This is a genomic window from Candidatus Phytoplasma meliae, assembly GCF_016876135.2.
In genome coordinates this window covers 1-14,224 of the sequence record NZ_JACAOD020000004.1, presented here as the reverse complement: position 1 = coordinate 14,224, position 14,224 = coordinate 1, and the positions used below count along the sequence as shown (strand labels likewise).

19 protein-coding genes and 1 pseudogene are annotated in these 14,224 nt (G+C 28.4%); 19 read left to right on the top strand and 1 reads right to left on the bottom strand.

Going from position 1 to position 14,224, the window contains the following annotated elements; all coding sequences use genetic code 11:
• Positions 1 to 525 precede the first annotated feature (525 nt).
• Positions 526 to 1,065: pseudogene (locus CHTY_RS01195) on the bottom strand (DnaB-like helicase C-terminal domain-containing protein); the annotation flags it as partial.
• A 97-nt stretch (positions 1,066 to 1,162) separates the two neighbouring features.
• Here CHTY_RS01195 and CHTY_RS01190 point away from each other — a divergent pair.
• The 19 genes from CHTY_RS01190 to CHTY_RS01105 all read left to right on the top strand — a co-directional run bounded on the left by CHTY_RS01190 (position 1,163) and on the right by CHTY_RS01105 (position 14,070).
• A complete protein-coding gene (locus tag CHTY_RS01190) occupies positions 1,163 to 2,362 on the top strand; it encodes a response regulator transcription factor (protein WP_203552109.1) in 1,200 nt (399 codons plus the stop codon).
• 60 nt (positions 2,363 to 2,422) lie between these two features.
• Positions 2,423 to 2,773 carry a DUF2963 domain-containing protein gene (locus CHTY_RS01185; RefSeq protein ID WP_203552108.1) on the top strand — a complete coding sequence of 117 codons (351 nt, stop codon included), beginning with the start codon at positions 2,423 to 2,425 and terminating at the stop codon, positions 2,771 to 2,773.
• Between the two features lie 23 nt (positions 2,774 to 2,796).
• Positions 2,797 to 3,459 (top strand): DUF2963 domain-containing protein, encoded by a 663-nt coding sequence (locus tag CHTY_RS01180; protein ID WP_203552107.1) that lies wholly within the window; start codon positions 2,797 to 2,799, stop codon positions 3,457 to 3,459.
• A gap of 28 nt (positions 3,460 to 3,487) precedes the next feature.
• Positions 3,488 to 3,880 (top strand): DUF2963 domain-containing protein, encoded by a 393-nt coding sequence (locus tag CHTY_RS01175; protein WP_203552106.1) that lies wholly within the window; start codon positions 3,488 to 3,490, stop codon positions 3,878 to 3,880.
• Positions 3,881 to 4,144: 264 nt separating this feature from the next.
• Positions 4,145 to 4,465, top strand: a complete 321-nt coding sequence (locus CHTY_RS01170; RefSeq protein ID WP_203552105.1) for a hypothetical protein — start codon at positions 4,145 to 4,147, stop codon at positions 4,463 to 4,465.
• A 95-nt stretch (positions 4,466 to 4,560) separates the two neighbouring features.
• Complete coding sequence (locus CHTY_RS01165) at positions 4,561 to 4,875, top strand: SH3 domain-containing protein (protein ID WP_203552104.1); 315 nt, start codon at positions 4,561 to 4,563, stop codon at positions 4,873 to 4,875.
• A 31-nt stretch (positions 4,876 to 4,906) separates the two neighbouring features.
• Positions 4,907 to 5,245, top strand: a complete 339-nt coding sequence (locus CHTY_RS01160) for a hypothetical protein (protein WP_203552103.1) — start codon at positions 4,907 to 4,909, stop codon at positions 5,243 to 5,245.
• A gap of 1,088 nt (positions 5,246 to 6,333) precedes the next feature.
• Entirely contained in the window at positions 6,334 to 6,612 is a 279-nt protein-coding gene (locus tag CHTY_RS01155; RefSeq protein WP_203552102.1) for an HU family DNA-binding protein, read from the top strand.
• 85 nt (positions 6,613 to 6,697) lie between these two features.
• Entirely contained in the window at positions 6,698 to 7,084 is a 387-nt protein-coding gene (locus CHTY_RS01150; RefSeq protein ID WP_203552101.1) for a single-stranded DNA-binding protein, read from the top strand.
• Positions 7,085 to 7,162: 78 nt separating this feature from the next.
• Entirely contained in the window at positions 7,163 to 7,357 is a 195-nt protein-coding gene (locus tag CHTY_RS01145; RefSeq protein WP_203552100.1) for a hypothetical protein, read from the top strand.
• Positions 7,341 to 8,186, top strand: coding sequence for a Dam family site-specific DNA-(adenine-N6)-methyltransferase (locus CHTY_RS01140; RefSeq protein WP_203552099.1), 846 nt, complete (start codon positions 7,341 to 7,343; stop codon positions 8,184 to 8,186). The genes CHTY_RS01145 and CHTY_RS01140 overlap by 17 nt, the downstream gene beginning before the upstream one ends.
• A gap of 154 nt (positions 8,187 to 8,340) precedes the next feature.
• Positions 8,341 to 8,535, top strand: a complete 195-nt coding sequence (locus CHTY_RS01135; RefSeq protein WP_203552098.1) for a hypothetical protein — start codon at positions 8,341 to 8,343, stop codon at positions 8,533 to 8,535.
• 59 nt (positions 8,536 to 8,594) lie between these two features.
• The gene (locus tag CHTY_RS01130; protein WP_203552097.1) at positions 8,595 to 9,092 is read left to right on the top strand and encodes a DUF2963 domain-containing protein; all 498 of its coding nucleotides are present in this window, start codon (positions 8,595 to 8,597) and stop codon (positions 9,090 to 9,092) included.
• Between the two features lie 308 nt (positions 9,093 to 9,400).
• Entirely contained in the window at positions 9,401 to 10,465 is a 1,065-nt protein-coding gene (locus CHTY_RS01125; protein WP_203552096.1) for a TRM11 family methyltransferase, read from the top strand.
• A complete protein-coding gene (locus CHTY_RS01120) occupies positions 10,446 to 11,120 on the top strand; it encodes a hypothetical protein (protein ID WP_203552095.1) in 675 nt (224 codons plus the stop codon). The genes CHTY_RS01125 and CHTY_RS01120 overlap by 20 nt, the downstream gene beginning before the upstream one ends.
• A 505-nt stretch (positions 11,121 to 11,625) precedes the next feature.
• Positions 11,626 to 11,976 carry a hypothetical protein gene (locus tag CHTY_RS01115; protein WP_203552094.1) on the top strand — a complete coding sequence of 117 codons (351 nt, stop codon included), beginning with the start codon at positions 11,626 to 11,628 and terminating at the stop codon, positions 11,974 to 11,976.
• Between the two features lie 149 nt (positions 11,977 to 12,125).
• On the top strand, positions 12,126 to 12,260 hold the full coding sequence (locus CHTY_RS03575; RefSeq protein ID WP_281411820.1) for a hypothetical protein: 135 nt from the start codon (positions 12,126 to 12,128) through the stop codon (positions 12,258 to 12,260).
• A 147-nt stretch (positions 12,261 to 12,407) separates the two neighbouring features.
• Complete coding sequence (locus tag CHTY_RS01110; RefSeq protein ID WP_203552093.1) at positions 12,408 to 13,097, top strand: Panacea domain-containing protein; 690 nt, start codon at positions 12,408 to 12,410, stop codon at positions 13,095 to 13,097.
• A gap of 49 nt (positions 13,098 to 13,146) precedes the next feature.
• Positions 13,147 to 14,070, top strand: coding sequence for a hypothetical protein (locus CHTY_RS01105; protein WP_203552092.1), 924 nt, complete (start codon positions 13,147 to 13,149; stop codon positions 14,068 to 14,070).
• Positions 14,071 to 14,224 lie beyond the last annotated feature (154 nt).

Genomic DNA, 14,224 nt, shown 5'->3' with positions numbered 1-14,224 from the left:
GNTTCNTTGTTGCGGTTAGAAATTAATAAATAATGATAATAATCNCNNATTTGATTNAATAAAGGTGATATTTCTTTAAATAATTGNNTTTTTTTAACNTTNATTTCTTTTTCATTNATNGGGTTGNGGATATTTTTAGNGTGATATTGATATTTGAAGGGGTTGGTTGGNGANTNAGGANTNGCNTTTTGTTGCTCNATTANTGTTTTAAATTCTTGNGTTTNCATAAAGTTATTAATTCTTTCAAGGGCNTTATTNAAAGTTTTAATGCCTCTTATNTCCNTATAAACATCAATAATATCNAAATCTTTACAACATTTCCAACAATGNATTTTATTATCTGAAGTTAAATGACAACAAGTAGGATTTTGNCCTTGNTGGATGGGACAGGGGAAACGGTATTTNANNTTGAAATTNGATGGNANNANATTTAATTTTTTTAATAAAACTGACATAGGGAAATTNNTTTGAATGTGTTTTATTTTTTCTTGAAAATTCATTTACTTTACTCCTANTTTTTTTTGATTAATAATAAGTTTCTATTTGATAAGGNAAAACANAACCTANTTCTTGGAAAGTTTGNGTNGTCATTTCGAAATGATAAAGTAAGGTTTTTTTNGTNCCNCTNCNNTTTTTTTTNATACATANTTCNATTATTTTTTGATTTTCATNGTCATTAGCTTCTAAATGNAGTTGATTTAAGTTCGAATTATAGATATTTATNGNNTTTTCTTTGTCTTTGGATAGTTTAGGTTGNAATTCNGNCATCATTAAGACGATATCNGANTTAGTTTCAATGCCNCCACTTCCNTTTAAAGCGGTTATTTCTGGTGNTTTNCNTTNGTANTTAGTNTANGTATCTCTTGAAAATTGAGATAANATGATAATAACGATGTTTAATTCAATNGCTAATTGTTTGAGTTTAGTCATAATTTCATCAATGGCTAAACGNTCNTTTTCTANGTGATTTGNGGTTTTAGTTATTTGAAGGTGGTCAATGACGATAATTTCTGCTTGTTTTTCTAAATGAAGGCGATAAACTAAATCAATGACATAATTAATGCTCACTTAGACCAAAACATTGGACTCCAACTAAATATTTAACGAAACCATCATTTTTTGATGGTTTTTTTATTATCAAAACCAAAAAAAGGAGTAACCAATGAATACAATATTAACCAAAATTAATCAAATTTACCAATTAATAATTTCTTTGTTAAAAAAACCATTCTTAACTGCCAACGACAAAAAAGAACTTTCAACATTACAAGAACAAGAAACTGAATTAATTCAACATTTCGAAAAAAACGAAATCCTCGAATTATCCAAAGAAATGAAAAAAAGTCAAGAAAACTACGATTTTCAAAAACTTCAAAAACTACAACAAAGAGCACTCAAAATCTATTTCAACGATAGAGACAATCAATTTTTAAAAGATGCCATCATTTTTTCATATGAACCAATTTACAAAGAAATTCTAAAAAGTTTTAGATATCAACCACGATTCGTCACTTACCAAGATAAACTACAAGATTGTTATCTTTTTGCAACCGAAGCACTTAATAAATATGACGAACAACTACCAAATAAACTTCCTTTTTCAATTTTTATGGATTATCATGTTGAAAATCGTTTAAAAAATAAACAAAAACTCGACATTGGTATTAAAGATGACAAGAAATTCGACATCAAAGCATTACCAAGAATGGAAAATTTCAACCAAGAATCGAAAGAAACCGAAAACGAAGAATTAATGGAACCAATAACCGAAACTCTTATGGTAGAACGAGTGAATCCATTTAAAACACCAGAACAACATTACAACAATCAAACTAAACATGAACAAATAATCGAATTAATCAACGAAATTCTAACACCAAAAGAAAAAGAAGTTGCCATGTTAGCATTTGGTTTTAACTTAAACAACGAAAACGATAAACGAGAATTTTCGTACGAATACATGGTTCCGACATTAAAAAACCAACAAATTGCAGAAAAATTAAAAATATCCAAAAAAACAGTCGAAAATCACAAATCCAACATCATCAAAAAATTAAAAGAAAAATTCGATGGACATCCACTTTTGCCAAAAAAATATGAAATAAAACCAAAACAAACAGACAAACAATTAATCAAAGAAACACGATATCGTTTCGATTTTGATGATGATAAATGTTATTCTGTCTTTGAATATAAACTAAAAAATGGTGAAATAATCAAAGAATCAAAATATCCACCAAACGACAAAATCCATTGCATGATCGAATACAATCCGAAAACAGAAAAACCAATTAAAGAAACATATTACGACTCTGATGGCAAAGAACTGTTCGAAAAAAAATATAAAAAAAATCAAAAATAACAAACCAAGACCAACTTAATCGTTGGTCTTTTCTTATATATAAAAAAAAGGAAATCAAATATGTTAAAACAAATCAAAAAACAATACAATCCAACAACCAACAAACTAACAAAAACAACATACTCAAACAAAAATGGTGCAATTGCCTCTATCAACAAATATGACAAAAATGGAAACATTAACAACACTTCTTTTTATAATCAATTAACTGGCAGAGTAACCAAAAGAACATTTTACTACAACGATGGTTCAATCGATTACATCGATGAATTCGATCTTCAAACTTATATTCAAACCAAAAGAACACATTACAACAAAGATGGAACCATTCGTTCTATCAATGAATACAACCAATTAACAAATCAATTATCGAAAATTGTTGGTTATGACATTCACGATTCAATTAATTAACCAAAAACCAAAGGAGGATAAAAATGAAAAACAACGAAACAGATACAATATTTTACAACTTAATTAAAGAAACATGTTATTTGTCTGATAACAAACAAAAATACATCATCTACGAATACGAAAAAAATGGTGAAATACAAAAACGAAATAAACGTTCACCAAACGACAAAATCGATTTTGTAATCGAATACAATCCAAAAACCAACAAACCAATCAAAAAAACATATTACAATGACGATTCTATTTTTTTAACTATCAAATACGATTCCGATGGCAAAGTTTCTAAAATCAAAAAAAGAAAAAATAACCAAACCACAAAAAAACAATTAATCAAAGAAACACGATATCGTTTCGATGAAAATCGAGTATATTCTATTTTCGAATACATCAAAGGAAACCAAATAATCCAAGAATCAAAATATCCGCCAAATGACGACATTTTTTCTGTAATCGAATACAATCCGAAAACAGAAAAATCAATCAAACAAACTTACTACAACAAAAACTCAATCACTTCAATCACCGAATACGAATACAACAAAAACAACCAATTAATCAAAGAAACCGATTACAACAAAGATGGTACAATCACTTCAATCACCAATTACGACAACAACGAAAACATCACCAAAGAAACCGAATACAACGACGATGGTACAATCTTTTCCGTCATCGACTACAAATAAACCAAAAAAATCCAAAGGAGAACCAAAAATGACAAACGAACCGAAAATCGAATATAACCAAAAAAATCAAAAAACCAAAGAAATCTATTACAATCTCCATGATGACAAAGTCTTTTTCATCAGAGAATACAATCCAAAAAACAACGAAGTAACAAGAAAAACAGTTTATTTTTTACCAAACATCATTACAATTGAAGTCCGAGACAAAACAGCAACAACAAGCGTTAAATATACTTACGACATTCAAAAAAACCAATTAGGCGAAATCTACAAAGCCAATTTTAAAACTCGTGACGAATCAATAAAGAGTACCAATTTCACCAAATCTCAAATTGAAACTGCCAAAAAGTTTTGTGAGCATGCATTGCAACAATACGAATTCTACAATTCAAATAACAACAAACCACTAAAAACAAACTAACTTTCACTTCCACCAAAGAACCAACTTAACCATTGGTTCTTTCTCTTCAACCAACATCAAAACTTCACACCATATAAAACAATCAACCACAAACACCAACACACTCCAAAAACAGCCAAAACCACCAACACCATCACCAGCCAAAAACCATTTATCAAAAAAAAAAAAAACAAACACAACCAAAATGTCTTATAGAATGACAATAAACTTCTAAATCCAAAAACCAAAATAAAAACCATTTACCAAAAAAAGGAGATTAAACTAATGTTGAAATCAAAAAACCAATTTAAAGTATTTTTTTATTTAATTGGACTTATTATTCTACTTATTGGAATTTTTTATTTTACCAATCATAACAATTTAAAAGAACATATCAATACAAAAACCGAACAATTAAAAGATAATACAAACCAAGTTGACAAAACATTAGTTGCATTTAAAAAAGAAACTCAAGAAAATTTTGATAAAATTGATAAAAAAATAGATAATTTAACCAATGAAATTGATAAAAAAATAGATAATTTAACCAATGAAATTGATAAAAAAATAGATAATTTAACCAATATAACAAACCAACAAAAATAAAAAAAACACAATTCAATAAACAAACACAACCAAAGCTAGTCTTATGAAACGACTATAAACTTTCAAATAAACAAAAAACAAAGGAAACCAAAAAAATGAAAAACAACGAAACAAAAACAACGAAACAAAAACTAACAGAAAACGAAATTGAAGAACTCAATGATGATTTTTCTACTATTGATTATTTAACAACACAAAAAGAAGATACCTTTTACAATCATGTTAGCCATTTGTACGATTATTTATCACAAGAATGTTATGGTTATTCAAATATGACAGAATACCAACAAGAACATTTAGATGAACTACAAAACAAGTTATCAGACATTTACGAACTTTTACGAGAAATCGAAGATTTTGATATCAAAGATGCATTAGAAAAACACGACGAATCCGACGACGACAAATAAAATCAAAAAAACGAAAAAAGGAACCAAAAATATGAAAAACAACGAAACAAAAACAAAAAAAGCAAAACTATCAGTAGAACAAATTGAAGAGCTTCAAGATTCTCTTAGTACAATTAATTATCTAACATTAGAAGAAGAAAACACATTGTACAGTCATGCTGACAAATTGCACGATTTTTTAGGTTATGAAAATTATGGATATGAATACATGTCAACATGGCAACGAGAACAATTAGACAAATTGCAAGATGCTTTGGCAACCGTTTATGAAGTTTTGAATAAAATTGAAACATTCGAAATCGAAGATGCCATCGAAGAATATGAAAACAATCCAGACAACATCGACGACGATGAATCCGACAACGAATAAAAAATCTCAAAATGAAATATCCATCAAAACGACTTTATGGTTATAAAATTTCAAAAAAAGACGATATCGAACGAGATCGTTCCAATCTATCGAAAAACTCGAAATCGACGAATATAACAACATTCTTAAAGAATGGAAATATCGTCATGACTGGAAAGATTAATTAACCAACCAATCCGACCTAAACATGTCGTTAAACTGTTTTCATCAATAACCGTTACGTCGCGCAGGAAATAACGGTTTTCGATGAATTGAACTAAAAAGTTGGGTCTGCCGACCAAACCGAAACTAACCATCATCTGAGCACCATGCAGATGACAATATCCGCGGGTTTTTTTTGGTCAAAAACAAAGAGGCAACCTAACCGTTGCCTCAAAAACAAAATAAAAGCCAAAATCTTTTTCAAGATTTCGGCTTAAACCAAAACATACACATCACCACATAACTCAACCAACCAAAGTTGTTTTGTCACGCAGGATATGTCGTTTTTTAATGGAAGTCATTCTTACGAACTACAATCCATTAAAAACATTATATCATAATTTTTTATAAAACCAAAACCAACAATTCGACCTGAACATGTCGTTAAACTGTTTTTCATCAATAACCGTTACGTCACGCAGGAAATAACGGTTTTCGATGAATTGAACTAAAAAGTTGGGTCTGCCGACCAAATCAAAACCAATCATCATCTGAGCGTCATGCAGATGACAATATCCGCGGGTTTTTTTTGGTCAAAAACAAAGAGGCAACCTAACCGTTGCCTCTAAACAAAAAAAAGTCGAAACCCCTTACAGATTTCGACTAAAATACGAATACAACCAAAAACCACCAACACGTCACCAAAACCAAAGTTTTTGGCACCATGCGGGTGATGATATCCGCAATTTATTTTTTGGATGATACTTTTTCAAATATCACCAAAAACATTATATCGTAATTTTTTATAAAACCAAAACCAACCAATCCGACCTAAACATGCCGTTAAACTGTTTCACCAAACCAAAAACCTAAGCATGTTTTAAAACTACTTATTTTTATATAAAAATTCCAAATAAAATAAAAAAACACAAAAGGAAACCAAAAAAATGACAAAAAAAGAATTAATCAACCAAATTGCAACAGAATTAGAATACACAAAACAAGGTGCCGAATATACATGGAATGCCATAGAAAACATTATCTGGAACCAATTATCAAATCACGAACCAGTTATATTATCACCACGAATCGGCAAGCTTATTCCAAAAATATCGGCTCCAAGAATTGCTAGAAATCCACAAAGTGGTGAAAAAATCCAAATACCAGAGAAAAAAGTAATTCGTTTCAAAGTCTCAAAAACATTAAAAGATACATTAAATTCATAAATCAAAGAACCAACTTAACCATTGGTTCTTTTTCTTCAACCAAAACCAATCAAAAAAAATAAAACCAAAGGAAACCAAAAAAAAAATGTTAAACAATGTCAATTTAATCGGACGAATTACTCACGATTTAAAATTAGAAAAAATCAACATCAATAATGAACAAATTTCAAAAATCAGTCTTTCTCTTGCTGTTGACGATGGCAAAGACAAAAATGGAAAACACAAACCAATTTTTATTCCATGTGTCATTTGGAGAAAACAAGCAGAAAGTTTAATCAAATACAAAGGAAAAGGCTCTCTCTTGCACATTACTGGAAAACTAAATATTCAAAAATACAACAAAGATGGTCAAGATAAAATTTTCACTTCTGTCAATGTCCAATCTGTTCTTTTCTTAGATCCGAAAACCAAAGATGACACAAGCACCAATCAAAACCAACAACAGTCAGTTCCATCACATTATTCTTTTTAACCACCAAAGAACCAACTTAACCATTGGTTCTTTTTCTTCAACCAAAACCAACCAAAAAAACCAAAGGAAACCAAAAAAATGAAAATAAAACCAAAATTAATATTAGCTCTCTTAACTTTAACTTACATCGGTTTCATCGTCACCGATGTTATGACTTTGTTTTTTGATTTCCAATTTGGAATCAAAGCTAATACTTTAATAAGTCTAATATCTGATGTTGTCTTTTTGTCATATTTATGGATGAAAGAGGTTAAAAATGAAAAAGTTCATTAATTGGATTGGATGCAAGAAAAAACTACTACCACAGCTTTTGCCACTAATTCCAAAAAACTACAAAACTTATTATGAACCATTTTTAGGAAGTGGTGCACTCTATTTAGCACTAATGCCAAAAAATGCCATCTTAAACGATGTCGACCACCATCTAATATCAATATGGAAATCCATCATAGATAATCCGAAATTATTTTATGAAAAAACAATATCATACGAAAACGACATATACCAACATCAAACACAAATTAAACAAAAAGCTTCTTTTCAAACAATACTAAAACATTTCAACGACACTACAAACACAACCAACACTCAACTAACTAAATCATCGCTTTTCTTTATTTTAACTAAATATGCTTTTCGAAGTATTTTAAGATTCACCAAAGACCAAATATTAAAAACACATTTCAGCTATAAGCCAAAATTCAAAACTGGCATTTTAAATTTAGACGATTTAATCACTTTACAAAAACACTTTATAAAAAACAACCACATTTTATTGTGTCATGATTACCAAAAAACAATACAAACTTCACAAAAAGACGACTTTTTATTCATAGATCCACCATATTACAGTGGCAAAGAAGCACACTCACATGCCTTTTATCAAAAAACATTCGACTTCAAAGAACAAACAAACTTATACAACGAACTCCAAAAAGCCGACCAAAGAGGAGTAAAGTGGCTATATACCAACTTCAACACCAAAGAAATAAGAACATTATTTAAAAATTACCATTTCAAAACAACAAAAACATCTACATCATCACAATTAACCAACCAAAACAACAAACAAGAAATCATCATCACCAATTACAAAATCTAAAACCACCTTCGAACCAAAACCACCTCTTTCACAATATATGAACAATCAACCACAACTGCCAACACACTCCAAAAAATGCCACGAACCACCAACACCATCACCAGCCAAAAACCATTTATCAAAAAAAAAAAAAAACAAAGGAAACTAAAAAAAAATGAAATCAATAATTAAAAAAATAAAAGAAGCTGCCAACAAAGCAAAAGCATCAATCAAAGAAACATGGAATGAAGTGAAAGGAACAAAACAACAACAAAACCGACTACAAGAAAACTGCCGATTGGCAACGTCGGTTATTTTTGTTATCTTAATAATTTTCATAGCTTTTAAAGCTTATCACGAATGCAAATAAACCAAAAATAAAACCAAAAAATAAAAAATCAAAAAATAAAACCAAAGGAAACCAAAAAAATGAAAAACAATGAAATAAAAACAACTTATTATCCAAAAACAATAAAAAGTAATCAAGAAATTGATTCTCAAACAGGAAAAATAATTAAAGAAACAAATTTCAATGAAGATGGAACATTAAACAACATCATAGAATTTCATCCTAAAAAAGGAAATAAAATCAAAAAGACAGTTTTTCTTGAAGATGTTGAAGATGAAAAAATAATAGATTACATTGAAGAATATGATTCACAACAAAAAGTAATAAAAATCACATACTACAATGGTGAATATTTACATTTCATCGAAAAATTTGAACCTAAAACAGGAAACCTAATCAAAACAACATTCTACAATTTAGATACCGATGAAATAGATTATATCAAAGAATATGACCGAAACGAAAACATCACCAAAGAAACATACTACAACAAAGATGGTACAATCAAATTCATCTACGAATATGACCAAGATGGCAACATCACCAAAGAAATATCCTGTACCAACGACGACAAATAAAACCAAAAAATAAAAATCAAAAAAAAAGGAGAACAAACCACATGGACAACCATCCAATTTTACAAATAATTTCATTCTTACTAGCATTTTCCATTATTCCATTCTACATCATAACATTTAGATGTGGCTATAAAACTGGAAATTCTGGCAAAAAACTATCGACCATCAAATATTTTCTTTTAATTTCGTTCGGTCTTTACATTTATGGATACAACAAAGGTTCACGAGACTATCTTGCCTCCAAAACGCAAAAATTAAAAACAAACAAGAAAGAATAATCTAAAACAACGAGAAAGGAGGTTCTTCGGTTGAACAAAAAGAAACAATTCGGACAATTTTTTACCAGAAAACAAAGTTGGTTTACAAAACCATTAAAAGAATTTATTCATGATAATTTAAAAGAAAATCATTTTGTCTTAGATCCTTTTGCTGGCGAAGGAGATATTTTAAATTTTTTAAAATGTTATTTTGAGAATAAAATTACCAATTTACATTTTGTTGGTTACGACATTGATAAAAAATTCACTGAACACAAAATGAACGATTCCTTAAAAGATATTCCATACGAAAAAAAACACAAATATTTTATAACAACAAATCCTCCTTATTTAGCAAAAAATAGTTGTTGTCGCAAAAAATACACACAAACTTACAAAGATTATTTTGAAACAACCAATTTCACCGATCTTTATTTATTGGCATTAAGTAAGATGATATCCACAAATCAACCAGGATTTGCAATCGTTCCAGAAACTTTTATTAATTCGAAGTTTGACAAAACCAACATTAACAAAATTATCGTTATTGAATCGAATCCTTTTGAAGATACCACTACTCCGATTTGTGTTGTTTGTTTTAATGGTGTCGAATTAGAAAAACAAATTATTTATAAAAACGACGACAAAATCGGTTCTTTACAAGAATTAAAAAAAATAAAAACCTTCGTTAAAGAAAAAAGTGAATTTTTAAAAAAAATACGATTCAACGATGTTAATGGAGTTGTTGCATTGGTTGGAGTAGATTCCACAAATCCGAAAGAAAAAATTAAATTCATACATAAAAAGGAATTAAAATATAATATTTCAAATATAAAAACTTCATCTCGTGCAATCACTATAATTCACAACGAAGAATTTAAATATTTAGACGATTTAGAAATTGAAAAAATAATTACTAGTGCAAATCAAATTTTAAACACTTTTAGAACAAAAACAAAAGATGTTTTGTTGTCTCCATTCAAAGGAAACAACAAAAACAACCAACGACGACGACGATTAGATTTTCATTTAGCAAGAAATATTTTAACAAAAGCCTTTATTGGCAACTGCAACAACATAAACGGAGATATTAATTATGAAACAAATAGATTATAAAACAAAATACAAAGAGCAATTGAAACAAAATTTAGAAAACTTTGATATTAAAGATAAAAAAACTATTCAAAAAATTAAAAAATTTTGTGAAAAATTTAATTTTATCCAAGAAGAAGTAGAAACATCCATTAAAAACAATATTTTTTTAAAAGTTTGGTTTATTTTAGAGCCGTTGAAACAAAATTTTTATGAAAAAGTGTTTGGTGATTTTTTAAAAAATGATATAAAAAACATTTCCAAAGTGTGCAAGCTTGAAGATGTTTTTATAAAAAAACAGAAAATAGTTCAAAAAAAAGAAATAAATCAATACACTTCGTCAAAAGGCAAGTCAATCGATTTTTCTTTTAAATACAAAGATTTTGAAGTTATGTTTTATGTTTTTCACAAATATACCAAAGAATCAGGTGGTTCACAAGATAATCAAAAAAACGATGTAAAAATATCTATCGAAGAAGCTAAAACCGATACCAAAGAATATAACGAAAATATAATGGTTTTGTTTGTTTGTGATGGTGAATATTATAACGAATATAAAATGCAAGAATTAAAAAAAACAGCAACACAAGACAATCTTAAAGTTCTAAAATCTAACGAATTACAAAGTTTTTTAGATGGATTTGGGATGAATAATAAAAAACACACAATTAACTTTTGATAACAAAAAAACGTCCCAACAACCAACCTTTACGCTCAAAACAGAAACCCGAACCATTAATCCGATTCCATCCAATCTTGAAAAAACAAACAAAAAATCCTTTTTAATGAATTAAATATCTACGAACTACAACAAGAACCTTTTCTACAACCACAACGAAAAAAGTTTTTAAACCCCTCCGCGAATATGACGTTATCAAGTTCAACGCCAAAACAACCTTTCTCTTTCTAAAAAAAACAAAAACTATCAAAATGGATAAGATGTTTCGTAACCAGACATCAACCTAAAAAACAACTATCTACATCAACACAGAAAAAGACTTTTATAAAAGGTGGCTCACCAAAACTCGCAGTCTCATCATACTTCGATGATGCTTCGCTAACCCTATAAATCTCTGATTTAAAATTTTAAAACGACACCGCCACAATCAACCGCTTTCTGCCAACGTTTTGACTTATGGAATGTCATTAAACTTTCAAATAAAACCTCAAAAGGAAGTAAAAAAATGAACAAAAACAAACAAATAATAATAGGAATAAGTGCAATATCTGTAATTGTAGCTTTGGCAGTGGGATTATGGGTTTGGAATAGTAAAACCGACATTCCAACAACAACTCCAATAATGCCCCAAAATACCCAAGCAGTAGACAACCAACGAGTCTCGAAACCCGAAGACCAAACCGAAGCCGAAACCAAAGCCGATGAACCAAAAGCCAACAAACCAAAAGCTGACGAAAACAAAGTAGACGAACCAAAAGCCGAAAACAAAGTAGACGAACCAAAAGCCGACGAAACCAAAGCCAACGAAAACAATTCCGACAACAACAATGAAAACACTCAAAACACACAAAACTAACTTTCACTTCCATCAAAGAACCAACTTAACCATTGGTTCTTTTTCTTTAACCAAAACCAAAACCGATTAAAACCAACAAACCAACTCTTTGTCTTGTGGAATGACTATAAACTTTCAAATCGAAAAAAATCCAAAGGAGAACCAAACCAATGGAAATAACAACAATGATTTTAATTGTTCTAATGACTACCATTTTCACTTTAACAGTCGTTATGCAAATTTTATGGTTATATGTGGTAGTAAAAAAAATCCACAACGATAACAAAAACAACAACCAAAACTAACACCATCAACAACACCAAATAAACCCTACCTCAATAACCTACTAATGGAGAACCGAAATGCAACAACTAAAAAAACTCATCAAAAACCTAACCAAAAAAATCAACTTATGTTATAATGAACTTATACAAAAGAAAGGGAATCAAAAAATGAAACAAAATAACGAAATTAATGTTTATGACGTTGCTAATTATATTATTGAAAAAACCACTAATTATCCATGTTTTTTTACAGGCAAAAAAAACCAAAAAACAGATCCTAAAAATAATACATTTTATTTTACAAATTATATTTTATCGCTAATCGTTTATTATGTGTATGTTGAATCCTTATTAAAGAAACGACCTTTGTTCATTAAAGAGAAAATAATTGCTTCTCGTTATGGGACAATATATCCCACATTACTTGATTTTTACCCTAACCATGATAGCGGTTATTTGAGAAACATTTCGTTTAAAGGTGATAGTAACAAATTGACAAAAGAAAATAAAGCGTTAATAGATAGTGTTTTTGAAAATATAGTAAAACTTAATTCTTCAAAAAAATTAATAGATATTAACCGCCAACAGCGTGCATATTTTCAAACTAGATATCCAAAACATATCCAAGAAATAATGACCCAAAAATTAGAATTCACCGCGATAGAATATGATGACTTAAATGATGTAATGAAAAAAACAATAACAGATGAATGTATAATTGAATCTTTCATCGATAAAGAAAATTTTTTCACCATTGATAAAGATTGTTGTTATGAACGTGTTCCTGAATTTTTCCACCTTGGATCGGCGAATTATATGCCCAAGGGTTTAAAAATATTAAATAATTTTAAATATTAAATATATAAATAATATTGTTGATATATTATGTTATTATGAGGAGTAGGTTTTGGTTAATTATGAAGAAAAAATTTCAATAATTAATGAAATTATTTTAGAGTGTTCGTTTTTTATAAATAAATGGATTAAAGATTTAAGAAAATTACAAGAAAATGGTTTTCGCAATATTTTTTCTATTGCTTTAAATATGCGTTTAAACCGTAATGGCGATGAAAAAGAATATACAATCAATAATGAAGCTATGTCCCACAACGGGAAACCAGATATTTCAATCGCATTTAATAAAAACTATCGATTTCTTTATATTGTAGAAGTAAAAATTTATAAAAGCACCATTACCCTAAAAAAAGCTTTAATACAAGTTGTTGAATATATAAATCCCGAAAACCAATATGCTTCCATTATTGTGATAAATAAAGAAAAACATTATGAGGGTTTTAACGAAAATATAAAAAAAATTGATACATATTTACACAAATTACATGAAGAAGAAAAAATAGAACAAATGTTATACTTTAAAGAACAAAAATATTGGAGTTTTTATTATATTATTTCAGAAAATTTTAAAATTCAAATTTTTTTGTACTATTTTAATTTCTATGGAAAATGCATGAACAAACCACATATAAAAACGGATTATATCATTAAAAAAGAAAAGATAAATCAAAAAGAACTTAATGACAAAAGAGATTATATAGTTAATCAAAAAAGTAAAGAAGGCATATCAGAAAAACAATATAATAAAAAAGAAATATTGTTATATAAAGTATCAAAAATTCAACAAGCATCATTAAAATATACTCAAAAGAATATCGAAAAAATAAAAGAAGAAACAAAAACCAAAGAAAAAACCAAAGAATTAGAAGGTTTTCTAAAAGAATACGAATATCGCAATAAAGATGATCAAGAAATATTGAACAAAATAAAAGAAGTAATTGAAAAATATTTAAAAACATTTTATATCGTCGAATAACCGAAAAAAAATAAATTCAACATCAATCAAAATCACAAGACCCTTTCAAGGGTCTTTTTTTTATACAACAATACACACACGTAACTACATCATTCAATAAATAAAAAAAAAAAGAAAAACCAAATCAAATAAAACAATAAAAGCCTCAAATCGA

Coding starts and splice junctions, on each gene's coding strand:
- CHTY_RS01185 (WP_203552108.1), top strand. CDS start 2,423: ATGTTAAAACAAATCAAAAAACAATACAATCCAACAACCAACAAACTA.
- CHTY_RS01115 (WP_203552094.1), top strand. CDS start 11,626: ATGAACAAAAACAAACAAATAATAATAGGAATAAGTGCAATATCTGTA.
- CHTY_RS01170 (WP_203552105.1), top strand. CDS start 4,145: ATGTTGAAATCAAAAAACCAATTTAAAGTATTTTTTTATTTAATTGGA.
- CHTY_RS01135 (WP_203552098.1), top strand. CDS start 8,341: ATGAAATCAATAATTAAAAAAATAAAAGAAGCTGCCAACAAAGCAAAA.
- CHTY_RS01140 (WP_203552099.1), top strand. CDS start 7,341: ATGAAAAAGTTCATTAATTGGATTGGATGCAAGAAAAAACTACTACCA.
- CHTY_RS01130 (WP_203552097.1), top strand. CDS start 8,595: ATGAAAAACAATGAAATAAAAACAACTTATTATCCAAAAACAATAAAA.
- CHTY_RS01180 (WP_203552107.1), top strand. CDS start 2,797: ATGAAAAACAACGAAACAGATACAATATTTTACAACTTAATTAAAGAA.
- CHTY_RS03575 (WP_281411820.1), top strand. CDS start 12,126: ATGGAAATAACAACAATGATTTTAATTGTTCTAATGACTACCATTTTC.
- CHTY_RS01175 (WP_203552106.1), top strand. CDS start 3,488: ATGACAAACGAACCGAAAATCGAATATAACCAAAAAAATCAAAAAACC.
- CHTY_RS01160 (WP_203552103.1), top strand. CDS start 4,907: ATGAAAAACAACGAAACAAAAACAAAAAAAGCAAAACTATCAGTAGAA.
- CHTY_RS01155 (WP_203552102.1), top strand. CDS start 6,334: ATGACAAAAAAAGAATTAATCAACCAAATTGCAACAGAATTAGAATAC.
- CHTY_RS01165 (WP_203552104.1), top strand. CDS start 4,561: ATGAAAAACAACGAAACAAAAACAACGAAACAAAAACTAACAGAAAAC.
- CHTY_RS01150 (WP_203552101.1), top strand. CDS start 6,698: ATGTTAAACAATGTCAATTTAATCGGACGAATTACTCACGATTTAAAA.
- CHTY_RS01110 (WP_203552093.1), top strand. CDS start 12,408: ATGAAACAAAATAACGAAATTAATGTTTATGACGTTGCTAATTATATT.
- CHTY_RS01120 (WP_203552095.1), top strand. CDS start 10,446: ATGAAACAAATAGATTATAAAACAAAATACAAAGAGCAATTGAAACAA.
- CHTY_RS01145 (WP_203552100.1), top strand. CDS start 7,163: ATGAAAATAAAACCAAAATTAATATTAGCTCTCTTAACTTTAACTTAC.
- CHTY_RS01190 (WP_203552109.1), top strand. CDS start 1,163: ATGAATACAATATTAACCAAAATTAATCAAATTTACCAATTAATAATT.